At 68.3% G+C, this 23456-nt stretch carries 18 protein-coding genes and 1 pseudogene; 15 read left to right on the plus strand and 4 right to left on the minus strand.

Going from position 1 to position 23456, the window contains the following annotated elements; translation table 11 throughout:
• Window positions 1-9: 9 nt before the first annotated feature.
• Window positions 10-687, minus strand: a complete 678-nt coding sequence (locus tag FSZ13_RS00440; RefSeq protein WP_186308808.1) for a DUF3348 domain-containing protein — start codon at window positions 685-687, stop codon at window positions 10-12.
• Between the two features lie 153 nt (window positions 688-840).
• Between FSZ13_RS00440 and FSZ13_RS00445 the strand changes: the two genes are divergently transcribed.
• From FSZ13_RS00445 to FSZ13_RS00470, 6 genes are all read left to right on the plus strand, one after another.
• The gene (locus FSZ13_RS00445; protein WP_068852341.1) at window positions 841-1260 is read left to right on the plus strand and encodes a host attachment family protein; all 420 of its coding nucleotides are present in this window, start codon (window positions 841-843) and stop codon (window positions 1258-1260) included.
• A 3-nt stretch (window positions 1261-1263) separates the two neighbouring features.
• A complete protein-coding gene (locus FSZ13_RS00450) occupies window positions 1264-1587 on the plus strand; it encodes a thioredoxin family protein (RefSeq protein WP_145477482.1) in 324 nt (107 codons plus the stop codon).
• A 71-nt stretch (window positions 1588-1658) separates the two neighbouring features.
• On the plus strand, window positions 1659-2000 hold the full coding sequence (locus tag FSZ13_RS00455; RefSeq protein WP_068852335.1) for a type II toxin-antitoxin system prevent-host-death family antitoxin: 342 nt from the start codon (window positions 1659-1661) through the stop codon (window positions 1998-2000).
• A 3-nt stretch (window positions 2001-2003) separates the two neighbouring features.
• On the plus strand, window positions 2004-2630 hold the full coding sequence (locus FSZ13_RS00460) for a hypothetical protein (RefSeq protein ID WP_145477483.1): 627 nt from the start codon (window positions 2004-2006) through the stop codon (window positions 2628-2630).
• Window positions 2631-2920: 290 nt separating this feature from the next.
• Window positions 2921-4414, plus strand: coding sequence for a glycine betaine/L-proline transporter ProP (gene proP / locus FSZ13_RS00465; protein ID WP_145477484.1), 1494 nt, complete (start codon window positions 2921-2923; stop codon window positions 4412-4414).
• 129 nt (window positions 4415-4543) lie between these two features.
• Window positions 4544-6886 (plus strand): GH92 family glycosyl hydrolase, encoded by a 2343-nt coding sequence (locus tag FSZ13_RS00470; protein ID WP_145477485.1) that lies wholly within the window; start codon window positions 4544-4546, stop codon window positions 6884-6886.
• Window positions 6887-6892: 6 nt separating this feature from the next.
• Here the strand turns inward: FSZ13_RS00470 and FSZ13_RS00475 are convergent, their stop codons facing one another.
• On the minus strand, window positions 6893-7621 hold the full coding sequence (locus tag FSZ13_RS00475; RefSeq protein WP_145477486.1) for an SOS response-associated peptidase: 729 nt from the start codon (window positions 7619-7621) through the stop codon (window positions 6893-6895).
• Window positions 7622-7715: 94 nt separating this feature from the next.
• Between FSZ13_RS00475 and FSZ13_RS00480 the strand changes: the two genes are divergently transcribed.
• Window positions 7716-8513: an AraC family transcriptional regulator gene (locus tag FSZ13_RS00480; protein WP_145477487.1), complete on the plus strand. Its 798-nt coding sequence runs from the start codon at window positions 7716-7718 to the stop codon at window positions 8511-8513.
• A 65-nt stretch (window positions 8514-8578) separates the two neighbouring features.
• Here FSZ13_RS00480 and FSZ13_RS00485 read toward each other — a convergent pair whose 3' ends face one another.
• Window positions 8579-9820: an MFS transporter gene (locus tag FSZ13_RS00485; protein ID WP_222116579.1), complete on the minus strand. Its 1242-nt coding sequence runs from the start codon at window positions 9818-9820 to the stop codon at window positions 8579-8581.
• A 255-nt stretch (window positions 9821-10075) separates the two neighbouring features.
• Between FSZ13_RS00485 and FSZ13_RS00490 the strand changes: the two genes are divergently transcribed.
• A complete protein-coding gene (locus FSZ13_RS00490; RefSeq protein ID WP_145477488.1) occupies window positions 10076-10498 on the plus strand; it encodes a DUF2231 domain-containing protein in 423 nt (140 codons plus the stop codon).
• Complete coding sequence (locus FSZ13_RS00495) at window positions 10495-11862, plus strand: PQQ-dependent sugar dehydrogenase (RefSeq protein WP_260844054.1); 1368 nt, start codon at window positions 10495-10497, stop codon at window positions 11860-11862. The genes FSZ13_RS00490 and FSZ13_RS00495 overlap by 4 nt, the downstream gene beginning before the upstream one ends.
• 127 nt (window positions 11863-11989) lie before the next feature.
• Here the strand turns inward: FSZ13_RS00495 and FSZ13_RS00500 are convergent, their stop codons facing one another.
• Window positions 11990-12487, minus strand: a complete 498-nt coding sequence (locus FSZ13_RS00500; protein WP_145477489.1) for a ferritin-like domain-containing protein — start codon at window positions 12485-12487, stop codon at window positions 11990-11992.
• A gap of 175 nt (window positions 12488-12662) precedes the next feature.
• Here FSZ13_RS00500 and xth point away from each other — a divergent pair, with 175 nt between their 5' ends.
• The 6 genes and pseudogenes from xth to treY all read left to right on the plus strand — a co-directional run bounded on the left by xth (window position 12663) and on the right by treY (window position 23451).
• Window positions 12663-13460: an exodeoxyribonuclease III gene (xth, locus tag FSZ13_RS00505; protein WP_145477490.1), complete on the plus strand. Its 798-nt coding sequence runs from the start codon at window positions 12663-12665 to the stop codon at window positions 13458-13460.
• Window positions 13461-13786: 326 nt separating this feature from the next.
• Window positions 13787-15358, plus strand: coding sequence for a glycogen synthase GlgA (gene glgA, locus FSZ13_RS00510; RefSeq protein ID WP_145477491.1), 1572 nt, complete (start codon window positions 13787-13789; stop codon window positions 15356-15358).
• A 41-nt stretch (window positions 15359-15399) separates the two neighbouring features.
• Window positions 15400-17307 (plus strand): annotated as a pseudogene (gene glgB, locus FSZ13_RS00515) (1,4-alpha-glucan branching protein GlgB); the annotation flags it as partial.
• Window positions 17304-19043: a malto-oligosyltrehalose trehalohydrolase gene (treZ, locus tag FSZ13_RS00520; protein WP_145477493.1), complete on the plus strand. Its 1740-nt coding sequence runs from the start codon at window positions 17304-17306 to the stop codon at window positions 19041-19043. The pseudogene glgB and the gene treZ, both read left to right, overlap by 4 nt.
• Complete coding sequence (locus tag FSZ13_RS00525; protein WP_145477494.1) at window positions 19040-20953, plus strand: 4-alpha-glucanotransferase; 1914 nt, start codon at window positions 19040-19042, stop codon at window positions 20951-20953. Before treZ ends, FSZ13_RS00525 begins: the two co-directional genes overlap by 4 nt.
• On the plus strand, window positions 20950-23451 hold the full coding sequence (treY, locus tag FSZ13_RS00530) for a malto-oligosyltrehalose synthase (RefSeq protein WP_145477495.1): 2502 nt from the start codon (window positions 20950-20952) through the stop codon (window positions 23449-23451). Before FSZ13_RS00525 ends, treY begins: the two co-directional genes overlap by 4 nt.
• Window positions 23452-23456: the final 5 nt, after the last annotated feature.

A 23456-nucleotide genomic window follows, 5' to 3' on the forward strand; every position in this document is an offset into this window, starting at 1 on the left:
ACAGCCCGGTTAGTGGGGGCGAAGCGCTGCAAGCAGGCCTTCGATGGGGTGAAAACGGACATCCAGCTCGGCTAGGAGCACGGCCTGCATGTCGTTCCTGAACAAGTGCAGCCAGCCGCTGTCGGGATCGACCTCAGCGGTGCCGGCGTCGTCGCGCAGACGCTCGAAATGGGCGCCGAGCAGGGCCGGTACGCTGGCCAGCAGTTGCTGCTCGCGCGGGCTCAGCGCCTGCTCCATGGCCGCGTCCACCTCGGCCAACCGGGGCAGCTCGCCGGACCCGGCACTGAGCCGGTCCCGCAGCAGGCCGCGCAGGCGCCCGGTGGCGGTGAGCATGGCGCGCTGCACGGTGAGACAGCGCTGGCGGTAGGCGGTGGCGTCGGTCGCGGCCGGTTTGCCTGCCGCCGGCGGGGCGGTGATGCTTTCGACCAGGGTGGCGCGTACCCGCGCGCATTCCTCGTCAAGCGCCTCGACGGAAGCCGGTGCGGCGTCGGCCACGGCCGGCAGGCGCCCGTCGAGCGCGCGCGACAGCGCCACGGCCCGGGTCCAGTCGATCCACTGGCTGAGCCGGTCGGACAGGTCGGGCCCGGTACGCGGGGCATTGCGGTCGGCCAGCGCCGCCAGCAACCGGATGAAGGGCGGGCCGGGGACAGGCGTGCGGTGCTGCTTCTTCGCCATGGTTCCGGTCAAAAACCGCGAATTTTACACTGTAATGACCGACCGACTCCCTGAATGCCCTTGCACACACGGTGCACACGCGCCTATGCACCGCGCTTACATCCGTTTGCCTACGGTGGGGGCGGGCCAACACATCGCCCGTTTTTCCATCCAAGGAGTTCAACCATGTCCACCCTGCAGATCCCCAAAGGTACCCTCGTCATCGTCGCTGATGGCGGCTCGGCCCGCGTGTTCACCAATGTGGGCGACGGCCGCACGCTGCAGCTGAAGCAGGAGGAGGAACTGGAGGTCAAGGACATCAGCGCCGAAGGCGTCTCCGGCCAGGGGCCGTCCGGCGCAGTGCCCAAGGACATGAGCATTTCCCAGCTCAATGAAGCCACCTTCGCCAAACAGCTGGCGCAGCAGTTGAACGATCACGCGCTCAAGCACCGCTATGAGCACCTGATCCTGATCGCCGACCCCACCACGCTGGGCCACATCCGGCCGCAGCTGCACAAGGAAGTACAGAGCCGGATGCTGAAGGAGATCGCCAAGGACTACACCAATTCCACGCTGGACGACATCCAGCGCGCCCTGGCGGCCTGAGTCATGGCCTACGCACGCAGGTTCACCGATCTGCTCGAGCCTGCCCGCGCCGAGGTAGAGGCTGGCACGGGCTGGCAGCTGCTGGAATTCGGCACGGACTGGTGCGGGCATTGCGCGGCTGCGCAGCCGGTGGTCAAGGACTTTGTTGAAAAACACGGTCTTGACCACCGCAAGGTCGAGGACGGCAGGGGGCGCCCCTTGGGGCGCGCCTTCACGGTCAAGCTCTGGCCCACGCTGGTCCTGCTGCGCGACGGGCAGGAGGTGGCACGGGTGGTGCGCCCCACCACAGAGGGAGATCTGGATGCCCTCGAACGCGCCGTCGGGTAGCTGAATATCCCTTTATTCCCAATTTACCCAAAAGGGGTATAGTGGCCACATCCCTCCGCTGGATGTCCGTCATGAGCCTGCCCTTGGATGTTCCCGGCCTTGAAAAGGCCACTGCGTCATCGGTGAAGACCCGGGGCTGGCCGAGCCTGATGCGCACCGTGCGCGAAAAGCAGGCCTTGGTGATCACCAACCACAACCACCCCGAAGCGGTGATCGTGGACATCAAGGCCTACCAGGAGCTGCTGGCCCGCGCGGCCGGCAACCCGGATGACGCGCGACAGGGGGAACTGGATCGCCTGCGTGCGGAGTTCGATACCACCCTGGCCAGTCTCAATACCGACGGTGGGCTGGGCAAGGTGATGGGCCAGCCGATCCGTCGCGGGCGCAGGACCGCCCTTGGCCCGTCGCTCTGATCGGTGGCGCAGATACTGGTTCTGGCCGGCGTCAATGGCGCCGGTAAAAGTTCGCTGCTGGGCACATGGCTGCGCGACGCCGGGCTGACCTGGTTCAATCCGGACAGCTTCACCCGGCGGTTGGTGGAGCAGGGCTGGCCGCTGGACGAGGCCAACGCCGCAGCATGGAGCGAGGGCGCGCGACGGTTGCGCCAGGCGCTGGCCGATGGCACCGACTTCGCGTTTGAAACCACGCTCGGCGGCAACACCATTCCGCGCCTGCTGCGCGATGCCTGCCAGACCCACGACGTGGCGATCTGGTTCTGCGGCCTGCACAGCGTGGCGCTGCACATCGAGCGCGTGGCCGATCGGGTCAGCCAGGGCGGACACGATATTCCGCACGACAAGATCCGCGCACGTTTCGATTCCGCGCGCGAAAACCTGATCGAACTGCTGCCGCATCTTGCCGAGCTGCATGTGTACGACAACAGCGCGCCCGCCGACGCAAAGGGCAGGGCGGCACCGCTGCCGCTGCTGCAGCTGGATCGCGAGGGATTGCATTTTCCGGTCACGGTGATCGATCTGCTGCAGACGCCCGATTGGGCCAAGCCGATCGTGATGCGCGCTATGGAACTGCACGCAAGCGCATGACACAATCAGTAAAAAACGGCTTGAAACAAGGCGTTTGGACAGCATGTGAAGAATCGATAAAGGCCGCATGCACACACTGTGCTAACATGTTCGCTTGATCATTGCCTCGGGCCATTGCCCGTCTCTCGGTCATCCTTCCTGCAGCGCCGTGGTGTACCACGCGGCCGTCCGGGAACGCCTGTTGCTACCCCTCTTCGCGCCTCGTGCCGCGTTCTTCCAGAGGCGGTGTTTACCTGTGCCTTGCGCGGGACCTCGGGTGCGTTGATGACCCTGCTTCCAGGAGAAAGCAGATGCAGGAACTGCATGCCGCACATGCCCATTTCGGGTGGTTCAAGCGCCGCCGCCAGATGAAGGTCGACGAAGTCACCGTGGTCGATCGCCCAATGCTCAAGAAAGCCGTGGGTGCCGCTGCGCTCGGCAATGCGATGGAATGGTTCGATTTCGGTGTGTACGGCTATCTTGCGGTTACGCTCGGCCAGGTGTTCTTCCCCGCCAGCAGCCCGACCGCGCAGCTGATCGCTACCTTCGCCACCTTCACCGTAGCGTTCCTGGTCCGGCCGCTGGGCGGCCTGGTGTTCGGCCCGCTGGGTGACAGATATGGCCGCCAGAAAGTGCTGGCGTTCACCATGATCCTGATGGCGCTGGGTACCTTCAGCATCGGCCTGATTCCGTCCTACGACAGCATTGGCATGTGGGCCCCGGCATTGCTGCTGCTTGCGCGCCTGGTGCAGGGTTTCTCCACCGGCGGTGAATACGGCGGCGCGGCGACGTTCATCGCCGAATACTCCACCGACCGCAACCGCGGCCTGATGGGCAGCTGGCTGGAATTCGGCACGCTGGGCGGCTACATCGCCGGTGCGGCCACGGTCACCGCGCTGCACATGGCCCTGAGCAGCACGCAGATGCTGGACTGGGGCTGGCGCCTGCCGTTCCTGATCGCCGGCCCGCTCGGCCTGCTCGGCCTGTACATGCGGATGAAGCTGGAGGAGACCCCGGCCTTCCGCGCCTATGCCGAAGAGGCCGACAAGCGCGACCTCGAACGCCCGGGGCTGGGCGCACTGCTGCGCGTGCATTGGCCGCAGCTGCTCAAGTGCGTGGGCCTGGTGCTGGTCTTCAACGTCACCGACTACATGCTGCTCACCTACATGCCCAGCTACCTGAGCGTGACCATGGGCTATGCCGAGAGCAAGGGCCTGCTGCTGATCATCATCGTGATGCTGGTGATGATGCCGCTCAACGTGGTCGGCGGCCTGTTCAGTGACCGGCTGGGTCGGCGCCCGATGATCATCGGCGCCTGCATCGCGCTGTTCGCACTGGCCATTCCGTGCCTGCTGCTGGTCGGCAGCGGCAATGACTGGCTGATCTTCCTCGGTTTGATGCTGTTGGGGCTGGCACTGGTGTGTTTCACCAGTTCGATGCCGTCCACGCTGCCGGCGCTGTTCTACACCCCGGTGCGCTACAGCGCGCTGTCGATCGCCTTCAACGTCTCGGTGTCGCTGTTCGGCGGCACCACCCCGCTGATCACCGCCTGGCTGGTCGAGCGCACCGGCGACCCGCTGGTGCCGGCGTACTACCTGATGGGCGCGGCGGTGGTCGGCCTGGTCACCATGCTGTTCGTCAACGAAACCGCCAACCTGCCGCTGCGCGGCTCGCCGCCCGCTGTGGCCAGCGAAGCCGAAGCGCATGCGCTGCTGCGCAGCGATGAACCGGTGACGGTGGACGCCACCCAACCCACCTTGCCCGAAGCCAACACCAGGGCTACCGAGATCCCCACCGCCACGTAACGGTGACGTAGTGCCACGCCCTGCGTGGCAACCCACCCAACCCGGCGAAACCCCCGCCCCGCGCCGCAACATGCGGCGCGGGGCATTCCGGTGCTAGGATCGACTCATCTTGAATCGATCTAAATCCATATGACCAGAGCGGCAACGTCGGGGTGGGTGGCATTGGCCATGGGTGCCATGCTGGCAGCAGGGGGCGCTACGGCGGCACCGAAGAGCGTGGGCGAACGAGCCTACGCCGCGGTTGACCCGTTCATCGGCACCGGTGGCGAAGGGCACACCTACCCGGGCGCGACGGTGCCGTTCGGCATGGTCCAGCTCAGCCCGGACACGCGCATCCAGCCGCGCGAAAAGGCCTACGACTGGGCGGCCGGCTACCGCCATGACGACAGCAGCATCGTCGGCTTCTCGCACACCCATTTCTCGGGCAGCGGCCATTCCGACCTGGGCGACGTGCTGGTGATGCCGTTCACCGGCGATCCGGGCCTGGAGCGCGGCGATCCGGAAAAGCCGCGCAGCGGCTACGCCTCGCGCTTCGACCACAAGGATGAGAAGGCCGAACCGGGGTATTACGCGGTCACGCTGCAGGACTACAAAGTCCGCGCCGAACTGACCGCCAGCGCGCGCACCGGCGCGCACCGTTACACCTACCCGAAGGGCCAGGAGGCGAAGGTGCTGCTGGACCTGCGCACCAGCCTGTACGACTACCCCGGCAAGATCCTGTGGTCGCGCCTGCGCCTGCGCGAAGACGGCACCGTGACCGGCTTCCGCGAGACCCGTGGCTGGGCGCCGGGCCGGCAGCTGTATTTCGCGATGCGCTTCTCGCGCCCGCTCACCGGGCACGCGCTGCACAACACTGAAACCGACATCGCCTACAAGGGCTTCCCGCCGCCGGGCCAGAACCACCCGGAGCAGCGCCCGCAGATCGAAGGCCGCCAGCTCGTCGGTACGTTCGACTTCGGCAAGCTCGATGCCCCGCTGGTGGTCAGCGTGGCGATCTCCTCGGTCAGCGAAGCCGGTGCCATCGCCAACCTCGACGCCGAGGCGAAGGACCAGGACTTCGACCGCGTCCGTGCCGACGCACGCACGCAATGGCAGCAGGCGCTGTCGGTGCTCGACATCGAGGCCCCGGCGCATGACCGGCGCAGCGCCTACACCGCGCTGTACCACAGCCTGCTGGGCCCGACGCTGTTCATGGACGTCGACGGCCAGTACCGCGGGTCGGACAACGCCGTGCACCGCGCCGAGGGCTACACCAACTATTCCACCTTCTCGCTGTGGGACACCTACCGGGCGCTGCATCCGCTGCTGACCCTGGTGCAACCGGAAAAGCGCACCAGCGACATGGTCAATTCGCTGCTCGCCCACCAGCACAACAGTGCCTACGGCATGCTGCCGGTGTGGGCGTTCCACGGCCAGGAAACCTGGTGCATGATCGGCTACCACGCGGTGCCGGTGATCGCCGACGCCTACGTCAAGGGCATCCGTGGCTTCGATGCCGACAAGGCGCTGCAGGCCATGGTCGCCACCGCGAACTACGGTCCATACGACGGCATCGCGCAGTACCGCGAACTGGGTTGGGTGCCGATCGACGAAGAGGGCGAGGCCGCCAGCAAGACCCTGGAATATGCCTTCGACGACTGGACCATCGCGCGCATGGCAACGGCCATGGGCAAGGCCGACGTGGCCGCCGAGTTCGACAAGCGCGCAGGCAACTGGCGCCACGCGTTCGACCCGGAAACCGGCTTCATGCGCGCGCGCAAGCGCGACGGCAGCTTCCGCACCCCGTTCGATCCCAGTGCCAGCGGCTACGGCACCGATTACACCGAGGGCAACGCCTGGCAGTACTCGTGGTATGTGCCGCATGACGTCGCCGGCCTGGTCGGCGCGCACGGCGGTGCCGACAAGCTGCTGGCGCGGCTGGACGCGGTGTTCGATGCCAAGGTCGACCCGTCGATCTTCGAGCACATGGAAGACATCACCGGCCTCATCGGTTGGTACGCGCACGGCAACGAACCCAGCCACCACGTGGCCTACCTGTATTCGTACGCGGGCCAGCCGTGGCGTGCGCAGGCCCGCCTGAAGCAGATCATGGACACCCAGTACGCCGACCGTCCCGATGGCCTGGCCGGCAATGACGACCTGGGCCAGATGTCGGCGTGGTACGTGTTCACTGCGTTGGGCTTCTACCCGGTGGCACCGGGCAGCGCCGAGTACATCATCGGCCGCCCGTTCCTGCCCAAGGCGGTGCTCAACCTGCCCAATGGCAACACGTTCCGCATCACCACCGACGGCATGGGCAAGGGCCACGAGTATGTCGGTTCGGTGACGCTCAACGGCAAGCCGCTCAACCGCACGTTCCTGCGCCACGCCGAGATCCTGGCTGGCGGCGAACTGCATTTCACCCTGCAGGCCGAACCCAACAAGGCCTGGCCCGGCGCGGACGCGGAACAGCCGTACTCGATGTCGCACTGAGCGCGCTCAGCTGTCTTCGTCCCAGCCATCGCCGTCCCCGTCCACCGGGGGCGGCGATGTCGTTTCAAGATCGGGATCGACCGGTTCGAGCAGGGTGTAGTCGTCGCGCTTGAGGTCACGGAAGGCGCGGCCGACCGGATAGGCTTCCAGTGCCGGCGAGCGCACCTGCAGCGAGGCGGGCGTGTTGGCGGCACCGGAGAGCCACGCCAGGGCCAGTTCAGCGGGCAGGAACACCGGCCCATCCGGCGTCAGCGGTTCCGGAATGGCGCGGTTGGGCGCGGTGAGCACGCTGAAGGAATCCATCGCGCGGCCGTCGTCGTCCTCCCAGTGCTCCCAGATGCCCGCCGCCAGCAGGGCGAGACCATCACGCCGCTGCACGAACAGCGGCCACGGCGGTCGGCGCTGGCGGTCCAGCTTGTAGTACCCGGTCATCGGAATCACGCACGGGCGTTCTGCCCAGGCCTTGGCGAAGATGCGGCTGCCCGGGGCACGATCCAAGCGGGCGGTGACCGTGGTGTAGGGCGTGTCAGGCGTCTTCGACCAGCGTGGCACCAGGCCCCAGACCATGTCCGTCACGATCAGTTCGCCATCTGCGTTTCGGGCGAGCACCGATGCCGGCGAGCCCTTGCCGATGTTGTAGCGGTCCGGCGCGGCGGCAACGGCACTGGCAAGCTCGCGCGGCAGTCCGTCAGGGACCGATTCCGGCTCGGCAATGGCTTGGGCGAAACGACGCATGCCTGCAGGGTAGGGGGCATGCCGTGAGAGCGCGGTTGAGCGGCGGTGCGGGCGGCGCTAGAGTCGGGTGGTGGTTGTTTCGCGGTATCCGCCCATGCCCCATCGAAAAAAAGACATCACGCCGGTCGACGCCGCCGGCCAGCGGCTGCCGCTGGGCCCCGAGTCCGCCGTGCTGTGCCGGGCGCGCGATTACGCCGCCGGCACCGTGATTCCGCTGCACCACCATCCGGATCGCCATCAGCTGGTCTATGCCGCGTCAGGCGTGCTGGTGGTCCAGGCCGGCACAGGGCGATGGGTGGTGCCCAGCACCCGCGCGATCTGGATGCCGGCCGGGATTGGCCACAAGGTGAGCTGCATTGGCGCGGTGCGCATGCGCAGCCTGTACATCCTGCCGCAGGCCATCGCCGATGCGCCGCCCAGCGCAGCGACCGTGTCGATCACACCCTTGCTGGCCGAACTGATCGGTGCGGCCGCCATCGTAGAGCAGCCCTACGTTCCGGACTCACGCGACGGCCATCTCATGCAGCTGATCCTGGATGAGCTGCAGGCGCTGCCGGTGCTGCCACTGCATGTTCCGGAACCGGTCGACCCGCGCCTGCAGCAGATCGCACAGCACTGGGACGCCGCGCCCGACGACGCTTCCACGCTGCAGGACTGGGCCGTTCGCCTCGGCGTGGACGCCAAGACGATCCAGCGCCTGTGTGCGCGCGAACTGCACATGACGTTCGGTCAATGGCGCCAGCAGATCCGGCTCGTCCGCGCCCTCGAACGCCTCGCCCATGGCGAAAAGGTCATCGACGTAGCGCTGTCGCAAGGCTACGCCAGCCCCAGCGCGTTCACCGCCATGTTCAAGAAGCGCTTCGGCCAGCTGCCCAGCCAGTTCTTCCAATAACGCGAAACGTCTGGCGCGAAACGGTACTGCCGACGGTAGTGCCGACTGTTAGTCGGCAACCCCCGTCAGCGCCCGTTGGTCTTCGGCAGAAACGCAGTAGCCAACCCCAACAGCGGGAGGAACGAGGTGAGGTGGTACACCCACACGATGCCATGGATGTCAGCCAGCTTGCCGAGCCCGGCCGCGCCGATGCCGCCGATGCCGAACATCAGCCCAAACATGAGCCCGGACACCATCCCGACACGCCCCGGCACCGCTTCCTGCGCGTACACCACCAGCGCCGCAAACGCAGACGACATCACCAGCCCGACGGCCACGGCCAGCACGGCGGTGCCCATCAGGTTGGCGTAGGGCAGGGCGAGCGCGAACGGCGCCACGCCCAGGAAGGAAATCCAGATCACCGCCTTGCGGCCGATCCGATCGCCCACCGGCCCGCCCATGAAGGTGCCCAGCGCGATCGAGGCGAGGAAGATGAAGAGGTACATCTGGCTCTGCTGCACGCTCAGATGGAAGCGTTCGATCAGGTAGAAGGTGAAGTAGTTGGTGATCGAGGCGATGTAGACGAACTTGGCGAACATCAGCACCGCGACCACGGCGATGGCCTGCACCACCTTGCCGCGGCTGAGCCCGATGCCGTGCGAGCGGGCCAGGCTGTTCATCTTGGCCTGGCCATGCCGTACGGTCCAACCGGTCAGGCGGAACAGCACGAAAATCGCCACGGCGGCAATCAGCAGGAACCAGCCGATGGCGCGTTGGCCATGTGGAATGACCACGGCGGCGGCCAGCAGCGGGCCGATCGCCGACCCGGTATTGCCGCCGACCTGGAACGTGGACTGCGCGGTGCCGAAGCGGCCACCCGACGCCATGCGCGCGACCCGCGACGCTTCGGGATGGAAGGTGGCAGAGCCCACGCCGACCACGGCGGCGGCCAGCAGCAGCATTTCGTAACTGTTCGCCATCGCCATCATCGCGATGCCGACGAAGGTGGCCACCATGCCCGAGGGCAGCAGGTAGGGGAGCGGGCGCTTGTCGGTGTACATGCCCACCCACGGCTGCAGCAGCGAGGCGGTGAACTGGTAGACCAGCGCGATCGTGCCGATCTGTCCGAAGCTGAGCGCGAACTGGCTCTTGAACATCGGGTACACCGCCGGCAGCACCGCCTGGATCATGTCGTTGAGCAGGTGCGCGAAGGCGGCAGCACCGACGATGCGGATGGCAAAGCCCTGCTGGGTGGCGTCCGCGGCAACGGGCAGCGGCGCGGCAGCAGGGGCGGCAGGCGAAACGGACGACGGGGTTTCAGTGCTCATGGGACCAGTTCGACAGCAGCAGCGATCCGGGTGGGCCACGCCCGTGGTGCGGCGCGCTCCCGCCTGGACCTGTGGGGGCAAGCGAAGGCGGAAGCGTAAGGCGGGCGCGGGCGGCCGTCTCGCGCGATTGGGGCGGCCATCGTCGCATTCCGGACAACGGCATGCTGTGCCGGTTCTGGCGTCGTAGATCAAAGCGCCCCTCACGCGCGGGCTGGCACGATGGCACGCGTTCCCCACGATCCAAAGGAGACCACCGTGTCCTCAACGCCCGTCGTGACCCGCCATTGGGTCATCCATCCGTTCCATGCTGCCGTGCTCGGCGGGGTGCTGCCGCTGTTCCTGGGTGCACTGCTGGCCGATTACGCCTACTGGAACACCTATGAGATCCAGTGGAGCAACTTCGCCTCCTGGCTGCTGGTCGGGGCGATGGTGATGACCACGCTGGCCCTGGTGTGTGGCCTGGTCGGGCTGGTGCGCGGCAGCCGCACCGGGTTCTACGTCGCGGTGCTCGCGGTTACCTGGGTCGTTGGCTTCATCAATTCGCTGCACCACGCGCGCGACGCGTGGGCGATCATGCCGGGCGCGCTGCTGTGGTCGGTCGTTGCCACCGTGCTGGCACTGCTGGCGACCTGGCTGGGTTTCGCCAGCGTCCGCGTCCGCGTTGGAGGTGTCCTGTGAATCGCGCATTCCCCAAGGTACTGTCGCTGTCCGTGCTCGCCGTGGCCGTGGCCGCCTGCAGCAGCAAGGCGCCGGACATGAACCAGCTCGGGGCCAACCCGGAGCTGCCCAAGCCGCACCGTGGCGTCATGCCCGACATGACCATCGCCAAGCCCACCCCATGGGGTGACCAGGTGCCGACCGTACCGGCCGGTTACAAGGTGTCGGCCATTGCCACCGACCTGGCCATTCCCCGCCAGACCCTGGTGCTGCCCAACGGCGACATCCTGGTCGCCGAAGGCCGTGGCGGCAGCGCGCCGAACCTGAAGCCGAAGGACGTCATCGCCGGCAAGATCAAGGCCAAGGGCAATACCCAGGTGAAGAGCGGCAACCGCCTGACCCTGCTGCGCGACGCCGACGGCGACGGTGTGTACGAACTGAAGACCGTGTTCGCCGACAAGCTCAACGCGCCCTATGGGCTGGCGATGATCGGCAACGCCCTGTATGTGGCCAACCAGGATGCCCTGGTCCGCTTCGACTATGTAGAAGGCCAGACCAAGGCCAGTGGCGCGCCGACCAAGGTCACCGACCTGCCGTCGGCGATCAACCACCACTGGACCAAGTCCCTGGCCGCCAGTGCCGACGGTACTCATCTGTACGTGGGCATCGGCTCCAACAGCAACATCACCGAGCGTGGCATGGCGGCCGAGGTCGACCGTGCCCAGGTCTGGGAAATCGACGCGCAGACCGGTGCCCACCGCACCTATGCAAGCGGCATCCGCAACCCGACCGCGCTGGCAGTACAGCCGGGCAGCGGTACGTTGTGGGCGGTGGTCAACGAGCGCGACGAGATCGGCCCGAACCTGGTCCCCGACTACCTGACCTCGGTGCAGGAAGGCGGCTTCTACGGCTGGCCCTACAGCTACTGGGGCAAGCACGTGGACTCCCGGGTGATGCCGCAGAACCCGGACAAGGTCGCGTCCGCGATCACCCCGGACTACGCGCTGGGGTCGCACGTGGCAGCGCTGGGCGTGTCCTTCGCCAACCCCGCGGTGGGCGGCGCGTTCACCGACGGTGTGTTCGTGGGCCAGCACGGCAGCTGGAACCGCAATCCGCCGGTCGGCTACAAAGTGGTGTTCGTGCCGTTCCGTGACGGCAAGCCGGCGGGCGAGGCGGTCGACTTCGCCACCGGGTTCCGCACCGAGGACGGCAAGACCCGCGGCCGCCCGGTCGGGGTCACCGTGGACCCGCGCGGTGCGGTGATCGTCGCCGACGACCTGGCCAACACCATCTGGCGGATCACGCCGCCCGCGTCCGCGCCGACGCCTCCGGCGACGCCGGCGGCTCCCGCGGCAACGCCTGCGCCGGCAGCAGCCGGCCAGTAACGCGTTCGACGGCAGGCGCCTGCGGCATCCCCGCACGCGCCTGGTTACCACCGATCTGCAACGAAAAACGGCGGCACCGAAGTGCCGCCGTTCGTCTAGAGGGCGGGAGATGGCGCCCGCCCGGGGCTCAGGCTGCCTTGGCCGCCTGCGCGCCACTGCTGGCCTTGGCGATCAGCGTGAGCTTCTCATCGGTGGCCTTCTCTTCCTGCAGCGTCGCCAGCAGCAGCGGCAGGGCATCCTTGTAGCCGAGCTGCTTGGCCAGCGCGGCGATGGTGCCGTACGAGGCAATCTCGTAGTGCTCCACCTTCTGCGCGCCGCCGATCAGGGCGGCATCGCGGACCGGACCCTTCTCCACTTCCTCGATCACTTCCTTGCCTTCCTCGACCAGGCCTTCCATTGCCGCACACTTGATGCGCTTCAGTTTGATCCCCAGCACTTCGACGACCTGGTCGATGCGCTCGACCTGGCCCAGGGTTTCCTCGAGATGGGTTTCAAAGGCGGATACCAGCTCAGGGTTGCTGGCGGCGCGGGCCAGGCGGGGCAGGGCCTTGGTCAACTGCTTCTCCGCGCTGTAGATGTCGGAAAGTTCGTGGATGAAGAGGTCTTCCATCGTTTTGATCGCCATGGTGCAGGTCCTGCGCGTGAGTTGAAGTCCCATCCTGCACCGAGCGATGTTATGCGCGGTGCTGTTCGCGTGATGCCCGGCGAGAGGAACGCGTGAGCGCGGCCTTGACGCGCGCCTGCGACGCAGCGGCCTACAGTGCGCTGAACCGCGCAGACGAGCTTGGGGGAGCAGGGCCATGGCACGCCGCAAACGGCTGAGGATCGCTACGTTCAACGTCAACGGCATCCAGTCGCGGCTGCCGCACCTGCTCAGCTGGCTGGAGCGCGAGGCGCCGGATATCGTTGCGTTGCAGGAACTCAAAGCCAGCCAGGACGCTTTCCCGGAGGCTGCCATCCGTGACGCCGGCTACGGCTGCCTGTGGCAGGGACAACGGGCCTGGAACGGGGTGGCGCTGCTGGCACGCGGCCAGGATCCGATCGAAAGTCGACGCGGGCTTCCCGGCGACCGTACGGATGACCAGAGCCGCTACCTCGAAGCGGCCGCACATGGCGTACTGGTCGGCGGCCTGTACCTGCCAAACGGCAATCCCCAGCCTGGACCGAAGTTCGATTACAAACTGAAGTGGATGCAGCGCCTGCATCGCCACGCTGCCGGGCTGGTGGGCCTGCCGCATCCCGTAGCGCTTATCGGCGACTTCAACGTGGTTCCCACCGACGATGACATCTACGACCCCACCTCGTGGCGGCGCGATGCGCTGCTGCAGCCGGAAGTGCGGCAGGCCTACGCCGACCTGCTGGCGCAGGGCTGGACCGACAGCCTGCGTCGGGTCCACGGCGACGCACGGATCTACACGTTCTGGGATTACTTCCGGCAACACTACCAGCGCGACCGCGGCCTGCGCATCGACCATCTGCTGCTCAACCCGGTCCTTGCCGATGGCCTGAAAGACGCCGGCGTCGACCGCTGGGTGCGTGGACTGGAGAAGGCTAGCGACCACGCGCCGACCTGGATCGAAGCGCTCGCTCCGCAGTAGATGCGACGAACGCGTGACAGCGGCGCGGCCGGGCATGAAGGATTCAGGTGCGCGCGTGGGTGCACGACGCTCATGGTCGGAAAGCATCTGCTTATAGCGCTCGAGTATCGATATCGCGCACAAAACGCGGCATTTCAGGCGCAATGCGTGTGCGACGCGAAGCCGGGTCACGGACTTGTCGCATCGAGTTCACGCGTTGTTTATTCCGCACACAGGTAGATTCGATCCAAGGTTCGCGCGCGACGATTCCGGCGCCGCAAAAACCCCCGCCCTTGGCGCAATGCCGATGGCACCCCCACCGCGGTACCACCTTCGAGATTCCCCCCATGTCGCATGTGCGTCAGATCGCTGTTCCCGTGGCTTTGCCCGTTCCCGCTGGCGACGAAGGCGGTGCACGCGTTCGCCGCACACCCCGGCTGCGCGCCGTCGAGACCACCTCGCCGCCGCCGCTCGGTCGTGTCGATCCAGGTCGACGCGTCCTGTTCGTCACCTCCGAGATGGCGGACTACGTCAAGGCCGGCGGGTTGGGCGATGTCGCCGCTGCGCTGCCACGTGCGCTACGCACCCGGTCCGACGTGCGGGTGCTGATTCCGGGCTACGACGAAGTCATCGCCGGCGCACCGGACCTGCGCCTGGTCGGCCGCGTGCCGGCACGGGCCGGGATCCCCGCCTGCGACATCGGTGAGACGGTTGCAGGCGGCCTGCCGGTGCTGGTGCTGGTGTGCCCGGGGCTGTTCCAGCGTGGTGGTAGTCCGTATGTGGACGGCAGCGGGCAGGACTGGAGCGACAACGCGGTGCGCTTTGCCGCGCTCTCGCGCGCCGCGGCGGTGATCGCCTGCGGCAACGCCGGCATGGAATGGCAGCCGGAACTGCTGCACCTGAATGATTGGCCGTGTGCACTGGCCGCGGCCTATCTGCGCTGGTACGGCTCGGACGTGCCCGCGCTGTTGACCGTCCACAACCTGGCCTACCAGGGGTTGTTCCCGCTTGAAGACGCTGCCGTGCTGGGTGTTTCGCCGGAGCAGGCCGAGAGCATCACCTTCCATGGCCGGCTGTCGTTCCTGCAGGCGGGCATCGTGCATGCCGACCACGTGAACACGGTCAGCGTGAGCTACGCGCGCCAGATCACCGGCCCGGAACAGGGCTGCGGACTGGACGCGCTGCTGTCCGGGCATGCGGCGAGCGGTCGCTTGAGCGGCATCGTCAACGGCATCGACAGCAGCTGGGACCCGCGCACCGACCTGCACCTGAGCGAGCACTTCGACCTGCACCGCTGGGAAGGCCGGGTCGCCAACAAGCGGCGCGTGCAGCGTGCGCTGGGGCTGCCGCACAGCGATGGGCCGCTGTTCGCGGTGGTCTCGCGACTCGTCCACCAGAAGGGCTTGGACCTGAGCTGCGCGGTGGCGCACCAGATCGCCGCCGCCGGCGGCCAGCTGGCCATCATCGGTGGCGGTGAACCGCGCATCGAAGCGGAAGTGGCCGCGCTGTCGCGGCGGTTTCCCTCCTGCGTGGGCGTGTACCCCGGCTTCGACGAAGGCCTGGCCCGCAAGATGTTCGCCGGGGCTGATTTCCTGCTGATGCCTTCGCGTTTCGAGCCGTGCGGGCTGAGCCAGATGTATGCGCAGCGGTTCGGCTGCCTGCCGATCGCGCACGCCACCGGCGGCTTGATCGACACGGTGGAGGACGGCGTGACCGGCCTGCTGTTCAACTCGGCCGACGCCGACTCGCTGCGTCGCTGCGTGCAGCGCGCGTTCCGCACCTACCGCATTCCGGGCCTGCTCTCGGCCATGCGCCGCGCAGCCATGCTGCGCCCGAGCAGCTGGGACCTGGCCGGCACGGAGTACCTGAGGCTGTATGAGCGCGTGCTGGATGCACGCGTGCAGGAGCTGCAGGCATGAGCGAGCACGCCTTCGTTGCGCGCGACGCCAGCTTCGCATCCGAACCGACCGAATCACCCAGCAGTACGGGCGACACTGCGCTGACCCCGGCGCAGCTTGACGCACTGCGCAGCGGCGACCCGGACGCCGCCCGCCGGCTGCTGGGCGCGGTGGCTACCGACAGCGGCGGCGTGCGCTTTGCGGTGTGGGCCCCCAATGCCAGCCGGGTCGCGGTGGTAGGTGATTTCAACGGCTGGGATGCGGAGCGGCATCCGCTGCGCCTGCATCCCGAAGCGGGGGTATGGGAAGGGTTCGTGCCGCGCGTGGCGGCCGGTGCGCGGTACAAGTTCGCGGTCACCGCGGCCGACGGAAGTTCGGTGGCGCTCAAGGCCGACCCGATGGCGCGGGCCTGCGAGCTGCCGCCCGACACCGCCTCGCGCGTTGCGGGTCCGGCCACGCATGCCTGGCAGGATGGCGCGTGGATGGCCGCACGCGGCGTGGCCGAGGGCCAGGCCATTTCAGTCTATGAAGTGCACGCGGGTTCCTGGCGCCGCGATGCGGACGGCCAGCCGCTCGGCTGGTCGGCGCTGGGCGATACATTGATTCCCTACGTGAAGGCCTTGGGCTTCACCCACATCGAGCTGCTGCCGGTCAGCGAGCATCCTTTCGGCGGGTCCTGGGGTTACCAACCCCTGGGCCTGTTTGCACCGACTGCGCGCCACGGCGGGCCGGAAGACTTCGCGGCGTTCGTCGACCGTTGCCACATGGCGGGCTTGGGGGTGATCGTCGATTGGGTGGGGGCGCATTTCCCGAGCGACGCGCATGGCATGCAGCGTTTCGACGGTACCGCGCTGTACGAGCACGAAGACCCGCGCCTGGGCCTGCATCCGGACTGGAACACGCTGATCTACAACTACGGGCGCACCGAAGTGGCCGCGTTCCTGATCGGCAGCGCGCTGGAGTGGATCGAACGCTTCCACATCGATGGCCTGCGCGTGGATGCGGTGGCTTCGATGCTCTACCGCGATTACAGCCGCGCCGAAGGCGAATGGCTGCCGAACGTCAACGGAGGGCGCGAAAACCTGGAGGCGGTCGCCTTCCTGCGCCAGTTGAATGAGGCGATCCGGACGCGCTTCCCGGAGGTGCTGGTCATGGCCGAGGAATCCACCGCGTGGCCGGGCGTCACCGCGCCTGCCACCGCAAACGGCCTGGGCTTCACCCACAAATGGAACATGGGCTGGATGCACGACACCCTCGCGTATCTGCGCCGCGATCCGATCCACCGTGGCCACCACCACGGCGAAATGACCTTCAGCGCCATCTACGCCTTCAGCGAGCGCTTCATCCTGCCGCTGTCGCACGACGAAGTAGTGCATGGCAAAGGATCGCTGCTGGCGAAGATGCCTGGCGACCGTGCCCAGCAGTTCGCCAACCTGCGGGCCTGCTATGGATTCATGTGGGCGCACCCGGGCAGCAAACTGCTGTTCATGGGCGGCGAGTTCGCCCAGCCGGCGGAATGGAACCACGACGCTGCCTTGGACTGGGACAGCGCGGTGCAGCACGAACATGCCGGCATCGCCCGGCTGGTCGGCGACCTCAACCGGTTGCTTCAGCAGGAACCGAGCCTGCGCCTGGCCAACGATGACGATGCCGGATTCGAGTGGAGCGTCAGCGATGACCACCAGAACAGCGTGCTGGCGTTCGTGCGGCACCCGCCGCACGGCGAGGGCCGGGCAACGCTGGTGGTCTGCAACTTCACCCCGGTGGCCCGGCATGGCTACCTGCTGGGGGTACCGTCCGCCGGTGACTGGGTCGAGATCCTCAACACCGACAGCGCGTTCTATGGCGGCAGCAACCTGGGCAATGCCGGTCGCGTCGCGACCATTGACCAGTCGATGCACGGCCACGCGCAGTCGCTGCCGCTGACCCTGCCTCCGCTGTCGGTGCTTTACCTGCAGGCCAGGGAATGAGTGCAGCGCAGGTGCGGTGGGGAGCCTGGCAGGATGCTGATGGTTGCTGGCGTTTCGCGCTGTGGGCACCGGCGGCCACGTCGGTGGATCTGCTGCTGGAGGACCAGGTGCTGCCCATGCACGGCAGCGACGATGGCTGGTTCGCGCTGACCGCGCCTGGTGCGCCGGGAATGCGCTATTGCTACCGCATCGATGGCGGCGACGCGGTGCCCGATCCGGCCTCGCGCCAGCAGCCTGAAGGGCTGTTCGGGCCCAGCGCGCTGGTGGCCGACGACTTCGACTGGCAGCATCCCGACCGGTCCGGTCGGCCGTGGCACCAGGCGGTGATCTACGAGGTGCACGTGGGCGCGGCCGGCGGGTCGTTCAACGCCGTGCGCGAACAGCTGCCAAAACTGGCCGACCTGGGGTTCACCGCGATCGAGCTGATGCCGGTGGCCACCTTTCCCGGTGACCGCAACTGGGGCTACGACGGCGTGCTGCAGTACGCGCCTGCGCCCGCCTACGGCACGCCTGACGAGCTCAAGGCACTGGTCGATGCCGCGCATGGCCTGGGGATGATGGTGCTGCTGGACGTGGTCTACAACCATTTCGGGCCGGACGGCAATCCGCTGCCGTCCCTGGCGCCGGCGTTCTTCCGCAGCGACCTGTGCACCCCGTGGGGCAACGCGGTCGATTTCCGCCGCCCCGAGGTGCAGTGCTACTTCATCGACAACGCGGTGATGTGGATGCGCGACTACCGGTTCGATGGCGTACGCCTCGACGCGGTGCACGCCATCCATCCGCTGGCGTTCCTGAACCTGCTGCGTGACCGGGTGCGCGCGGCGCTGCCCGGCCGCGAGGTGCTGCTGGTGCTGGAGAACGAGAACAACCAGTCGGCATTGCTGGCCAGCGGGTTCACCGCGCAGTGGAATGACGACTTCCACAACGCATTGCACGTGCTGCTCACCGGGGAGCAGGAAGGCTACTACGGCGACTATGCCGACGATCCTTCCGGCCGCCTGCGCCGGGTGCTGGCCGAGGGATTCGCCTGGCAGGGCGAGACTACCGGCAGCGGGCGGGCGCGCGGCGAACCCAGCGCAGGCATTCCGCCGCAGCAGTTCGTGGTGTTCTGCCAGAACCACGACCAGACCGGCAACCGTGCGCAGGGCGAGCGCCTGCTGCAGCTGGTAGGGCCGCAGCGGACCGCGCTGGCGATGGCATTGACCGCCTTGACGCCGATGATCCCGATGTTCTTCATGGGCGAGCCGTGGGGCGCGCGGTCACCCTTCCTGTATTTCACCGACCATCGCGCGCCGCTGGACGAGCAGGTGCGCCAGGGCCGGCGCGACGAATTCGCGCACTTCAGCAGCTTCAAGGACGAGCACCGTCGCGAGCTGATTCCGGATCCGAATGCACCGACCACGCTGGCCCTGTCCCGCGCGCCCTGGCCGGCGGAGGACGATCCCGATGCCGCGGCCTGGCTGACCTGGTTCCGGGACCTGCTCGCGGTGCGTGCGGCCTGGCTGGCCCCAGTCGCCAGCGCGCAGTCGCTGGGCGCGGATGTGCTGGCGCCGGGCGTGCTGCGCGCCGGCTGGCAGCTGCCCGGTGCGCAGTGGTGGATCGCCTTCAACGCCAGTGATGCCACCGTGCCGGTGCTGTTGCCGGCCGGCCGCGAAGTATTTCGGCTTGGCCCGCCGGCCGATGACGACGGACTGGCGCCCGACAGCCTGTACGCCGTCGTGGTGGCTGCACCATGAGCGCGCAACCGGGAGTGGACGCATTGGCGGAGGCGGTCGGCCTGACCGTGGACTGGGTGGATATCGCCGGGCGTCCGCAACGCGTGGACGACGCGGTCCTCGGCGCGATCCTGGACGCGCTGGAGATTCCCAACGCCACGCCCGCGCAGCGCCGCGAGGCGCTGTCCGCGTTGGGGTCGCGCCGGCAGGTGCCGCTGCTGCGTACTGCCGTGGTCGGGGCGCCGGTGGATGCCGGCGCCGCGGATGCGCCCTGCGTGTGGGAACACGAGGATGGCGGCCGCGAGGACGGCCGCACCGACGTGTCGGGCCAGGCAACGGCCCCGGCACATCCGGGCTACTGGACCCTGGCCTGTGGTGCGCACACCCAGCGTGTCGCGGTGGCACCGCCGCGGTGTTTCGGCGTGCATGATGCGGTGACCCGCGCGCATCCGTGGGGCCTGGTCCTGCAACCGTATGCGGCCCGTGGCCAGCACGATGGCGGCACCGGCGATACCGCTGCCTGCGCGGACTGGGCGCGGCAGGCGGGCGCGGCTGGCGCGGACGCGCTGGCACTCGGGCCGGTACATGCCGCTGGCGGCATGGACGCGCACTACAGTCCCTATTTCCCGGGCGACCGGCGCTTCCTGGAGGCGGTGTATGCCGCCCCTGTCGAGCAGTTCGGTGATGTAGCGCTGCAGGTGCTGGAGCTCCACCCTGCGCTGCGCGAGCAGCTCGCCGCAATGCGGGCCGCACCATTGATCGATTGGCCGGCGGCGGCGATGGCCAAATGGGCATGGCTGGGTGCCGTGCGCGGCGCGATCGCCGATGACGCCGAAGCGATCGGCGACCTGCAGCGTTTCGTCAGCGACGGTGGCCCGGCGCTGGCGCGGCACGTGGCGTTCATGCATCCCCGCCTGGGTCTGTCGTCATCGCTGTATCTGTTCGGACAATGGATGGTGAGCCGCGGCTGGCAGCGCGCACAGGCGCAGGCGCGCGGCAGCGGGATGGGGTTGGGCCTGATCGCCGACCTCGCGGTGGGCTTCGATCCCGCCGGCGCCGAAGCCGACGCCGCCGGCGGCGCATTGCTGCGCGGCTTGGTGCTCGGTGCGCCGCCCGACAGGTTCTGCGCCGCAGGCCAGGTCTGGGGCGTGACCAGCTATTCGCCGCACGGGCTGGCCGAACAGGGCTTCGCACCGTTCATCGCGCTGCTGCGTGCGGTGATGCGCGACCGGGGCGGAATCCGGATCGACCACATCCTCGGCTGGCAGCGCTTGTGGGTGGTGCCCGATGGCGCCGGGGCAGGACAGGGCGCCTACCTGCGCTATCCGCTGCAGGACCTGCTCAACATCGCCGCGATCGAGTCGTGGCGCAGCCGCTGCATCGTGATCGGCGAGGATCTCGGCGTGGTGCCCCCGGGCATCCGCCAGACGCTGGCCGCACGCGGCGTGCTGGGCATGGATGTGCTGCCGTTCGCCCGCGATGAGAACGGCGGGTTCCTGTCGCCCGGGGCATGGCGCGCGGATGCCGTGGCGATGACCGGCACCCACGACCTGCCGACCCTGGTCGGCTGGCGGCGGGGGCTGGATCTTGGCTGGCGGCACCGGCTCGGCGAGCTGGACGAGGAGGGACTGCGGCAGCAGGCCGCCGAGCGCAGCGCGGATATCGCACGCCTTGATGCCGCCATGAAAGGTCGCGCCCTGGATGAGATCGCCGGCCGCCGCGCGGCACTGGAGTACGTCGGCGCCAGTCCGTCCGCGCTGGCGCTGCTGCCGGTGGAAGACGCGCTGGGCATGGCCGAGCAGGTCAACCTGCCGGGCACGTTGGGCACCCACCCGAACTGGCGCCAGCGGCTGCCCACGGAAGGGGTCGAGCACACATTGGAGGATGCCATGGACCGTTTTGCTGCCGCCCGCGCGCAGGTGCGCCCATGAGCCGGGTGCGTGCCACCGCGCGCCTGCAGCTGCATGCGGGATTCACCCTGGACTATGCCGCGCGCCAGGTGGATTACTACGCCGCGCTCGGGATCAGTCACCTGTACCTGTCGCCGATCTGGCGCGCCGTGCCCGGTTCGACCCATGGCTACGACGTGGTGGACCCGACCGAGGTGAACCCCGAGCTGGGCGGCGAACGTGCCCTGCGCGCGCTTGCCGGCCGGGCGCGACAGCGTGGCATGGGGCTGGTGCTGGACATCGTGCCCAACCACATGGCCGCCCACGCGGACAACCGCTGGTGGTGGGACGTGCTCCGGCACGGCCGCGCCAGCCCCCATGCCGACTGGTTCGACATCAACTGGAACGCGCCACTCGCAGGCGGCGCGCTGCAGCTGCCGATCCTCGATCGACCGCTGGACGCGGCCATCGACGACGGCGTGCTGCGCGTGGAGCAGGAGGCTGGGGGTGCGGTGCTGCGTCACCACGAGGCGCGGTTGCCGCTGGCACCCGGCACGGTGCCCGATGCCGCCCCTGCCGATCTGCGCGTCGTCATCGAGGCGCAGGCCTACCGCCCGATCTGGTGGCGGCTGGGCGACGACCGCTTGAACTACCGGCGCTTCTTCACCATCTCCAGCCTGGTCGGCCTGCAGGTACACCACGAAGGGGTGTTCGAGACCGTGCATCGCCTGCCGCTGGCGTTCCTGGCGGAAGGGCTGGTGGACGGCCTGCGCGTGGACCACGTGGACGGCATTGCCGACCCGCAGGCCTACCTGCAGCGACTTCGCACCGCGATGGACAGCGCATGCGCCACGCATGATGTTGCGCCCCTGCTGTGGGTGGAAAAGATCCTGGCGCCGGACGAGGAACTGCCGGCGTCGTGGGCCTGCGACGGCACCACCGGATACGATTTCATGGACCAGGTCGCGGCGTGGCTGCACGACGCGTCGGGCGAGGCGCCGCTGGCCCGGCAGTGGCACCAGGCCACGGGGCGCAACACTGCGTTCATCGCTGAAGAGCGGCAGGCGCGCGGTGAAATGCTGGCGCGTGGCCTGCGCAGCGAGTTCGACGCACTGCTGCGGCACGTGGCGCGCATGGAACGCGCCGAGTTACCGGCCAGCGCCCGGTTCGGGCGTGCGCTGCTGTCGCGTGCGCTGACCGCGCTGCTGGTGCGCTTCCCGGTATACCGGACGTATGCCACGCCAACCCGTTTCGACGAGCACGATCAGCGTCGCTGGGACGCGGTGCTGGACAGCGTGGAGCGCGAGGAACCGGCGGATACGGCACTGGCGGCGGGCTGGATTGCTGCCTGCTTCCGCGACAGCGGCGATATGCGCGCACGCGCTACGCTGCGGCGGCGCTTCCAGCAGCTCAGCGCGCCGCTCAACGCCAAGGCGGTAGAGGACCGCGCGTTCTACCGCTACGGCGTACTGCTCTCGCGCAACGAGGTCGGCAGCCGTCCCGACCATTTCGCCCTGTCCACCCGTGCCCTGCACACGCGCACGCTGATGCGGGCCCACCACCACCCACAGGCCATGCTGGCCACGGCCACCCATGACCACAAGCGCGGTGAAGACAGCCGTGCGCGGCTGGCAGCGCTGTCCGAGCAGCCGCAGTGGTGGGGCAGGCAGGTGCGCACCCTGGATCGTCGCGCCGCACGCGCCGGGTTGGCGCTGCCACCGCCGGCGGTGCGCCACATGCTGTGGCAGACCCTGCTCGGCGCGTGGCCGATGCAGGGCCTGCAGGACCCGCGAAGCTTCACTGAACGGGTCGTGCAGTGGCAGCTGAAGGCGCTGCGCGAAGCCGATCTGTTTTCGTCCTGGACCGACCCGGATACCGCCTTCGAGACCCGCACGCAGGCCTTCATCGAACAGCTGCTGCTGCACCCGGCCACGGTCTCGCTGCGCGGCGTCCTGCAGCAGGCGGCCGAGCATGTCGGCGCCGCCGGCGCCCGCAACGCGCTGGCCCAGCTCACGCTGCGGCTGACCGTGCCGGGCGTGCCCGATCTGTACCAGGGCACCGAGGGCTGGGACCTGTCGCTGGTGGACCCGGACAATCGCCGCGAGGTGGACTACGCGCAGCGCCGCGCCTGGCTCGACGATGCACGCCGCTGGCCGCAGCTGCTGGCGCAGTGGCAGGACGGCGCCGTCAAGGCGCGCCTGCTGCGTGACGTGCTGGCCCTGCGACGCGAACAACCGGCGCTGTTTGCCGAAGGAAGCTACCAGCCGCTGCATCCGGACCGCGATGTGCCGATGCTGGCCTTCCAGCGCGAGCACGCCGGCCAGCGGCTGCTGGTGGCGGTGGCGCACCACACCGCGGCGCAGCCTGCCCGGCAGGGCGCCGCGCTGTCCGCTTCGCATTGGGGCGGGGCGTCACTGACGGTCCCGCCCGGGCGTTACCGCAACCTCCTGACCGGCGCCACGCTGGTCAGTGATGGCACTCCCCTGCGCCTGCGGCAGCTGTTCGACGGCAGCCCGGTCGCGATTCATTCAACCTGCTGAGATAT

The organism is Stenotrophomonas rhizophila (assembly GCF_007667275.1).
GTDB lineage: Bacteria > Pseudomonadota > Gammaproteobacteria > Xanthomonadales > Xanthomonadaceae > Stenotrophomonas > Stenotrophomonas maltophilia_AE.